The organism is Gottfriedia sp. ABJ_BB2_2, assembly GCF_055484705.1.
On sequence record NZ_JBVFKR010000023.1, the window covers coordinates 1 to 2,293 of the forward strand.

Sequence of the window (2,293 nt, forward strand, 5' to 3'; positions counted from 1 at the left end):
TCCAACGGGAGAAACAGGGTCAACAGGATTAACGGGAGCAACCGGAGTAACAGGATCAACAGGAGAAACAGGACCAACGGGAGTAACGGGATCAACGGGAGCAACCGGAGCGACAGGGTTAACGGGATCAACAGGTCCAACAGGGTTAACGGGAATAACAGGACCAACAGGGTCAACAGGAGTAACAGGATCAACAGGACCAACGGGATCAACAGGTGAAACGGGACCAACGGGTTTAACAGGATTAACAGGAGAAACGGGTTCAACGGGAGTAACCGGAGTGACAGGGTTAACGGGAGAAACAGGTCCAACAGGACCAATGGGAATGACTGGGGTAACAGGATTAACTGGACTAACAGGATCAACAGGAGCGACAGGAGTAACAGGATCAAGGGGATCAACAGGGTCAACAGGAGCAACCGGACCAACGGGTGTAACAGGAGAAACGGGTCCAACAGGTCCAACAGGACCAACGGGAACGACTGGGGTAACGGGAGTAACAGGAACGACAGGATCAACAGGAGAAACGGGTCCAACAGGACCAACGGGTGTAACAGGAGTAACCGGTCCAACAGGAGAAACGGGAACGACTGGGTTAACAGGATCAACAGGAATAACAGGATCAACAGGGCCAACAGGATCAACTGGACTAACAGGAGCAACAGGGTCAACAGGAGAAACGGGTCCAACAGGTGTAACAGGAGTAACAGGAGTAACCGGTCCAACAGGTCCAACGGGAATGACTGGGGTAACAGGAATAACAGGAATAACAGGAGAAACAGGTCCAACAGGAGAAACGGGATCAACAGGACCAACGGGAGTTACAGGGTCAACTGGTTCGACGGGTCCAACAGGACCAACGGGAACAACTGGGGTAAATGGAGTAACAGGAGCGACAGGACCAACGGGATTAACAGGAGAAACGGGTCCAACAGGAGCAACGGGAGCGACAGGAACAACAGGGGTAACAGGAATAACGGGAGCAACAGGAGAAACAGGGCCAACGGGAGTAACGGGAGTAACAGGAGTAATAGGCCCAACCGGAGCAACTGGATCGACGGGTCCAACAGGAGAAACAGGAACCACAGGCCCAACAGGAGTAACCGGTTCTGAAGTTCTAAGCCAAGGTTTTTCTGCATTCAAGCCATCTTTAACTGTAAATAGTAGTTCTCAAATTACAAACTGGACAGTAACGAGTCCATATTACGTCGCTACAACATTTAATGCTACGACTGGTAATTTTACTGTACCTGCAACAGGCAGATATGTTTTCGAAGCAACTATTAATTACTCAACAACAGCTGCATTAACTGCTTCACTTGGTGGAGGTATTACGCCAACATTTGTAATTCGTAGGACTTCACCAGGAACTACTAATTTAATTACTGGTTTATTTCCAATCTTAAATGTAAATATTGCTTTAGTCTTAACTTTAAGAGCAATTCTAGGTGACGGAACAGTTACTTTAACTGGGGATTTACAACTGAATTCAGGAGATGTAATCGGTCTATTCTATGAAGCTAATGGTTTAACAATCTCATTAAATTTAGGTGGAACTGGATCTGCCGGAATTGTTTGGTCAGTGCATCGTATTCTTTGATAGATACTTTATGTAATATGAAGTCATATAAAAGTCCTCATAGATTTATAGTTTTTTAGGAACTAATAATTTATGGGGATTTTTTTATTTGCAATAATCTAGTAAATTCTTATGTAAAAATATTAACAAATTAATGATAAAATCCAATCCTATTAATTATTTTGAAATAATATAAAGTGTACGTTAAATAAATTTTGGAGGTGTTTCATTTGCCATTTCCACCAGGACCACCGGTTCAACCGAACCCACCAGGACCAACAGGGGTTACCGGACCAACCGGACCAACCGGACCAACAGGTGCGCCAGGAGCAACAGGAGCAACAGGAGCAACAGGAGCAACAGGAGCAACAGGAACTCCGGGAGCAACAGGAGCAACAGGTGCGCCAGGAGCAACAGGAGCAACAGGAGCAACAGGAACTCCGGGAGCAACAGGAGCAACAGGTGCGCCAGGAGCAACAGGAGCAACAGGAGCAACAGGAGCAACAGGAGCAACAGGAGCAACAGGAGCAACAGGAGCAACAGGAGCAACAGGAGCAACAGGTGCGCCAGGAACTCCGGGAGCAACAGGAGCAACAGGAGCAACAGGAGCAACAGGAGCAACAGGAGCAACAGGAGCAACAGGAGCAACAGGAGCAACAGGAGCAACAGGAGCAACAGGAGCAACAGGAGCAACAGGAGCAACAGGAGCAACAG

2 pseudogenes are annotated in these 2,293 nt (G+C 47.5%); both read left to right on the forward strand.

From position 1 onward, the window contains the following. Nucleotides 1-1,600: pseudogene (locus ACX6U0_RS21215) on the forward strand (collagen-like protein); the annotation flags it as partial. Between the two features lie 209 nt (nucleotides 1,601-1,809). Next, nucleotides 1,810-2,293: pseudogene (locus ACX6U0_RS21220) on the forward strand (exosporium glycoprotein BclB-related protein); the annotation flags it as partial.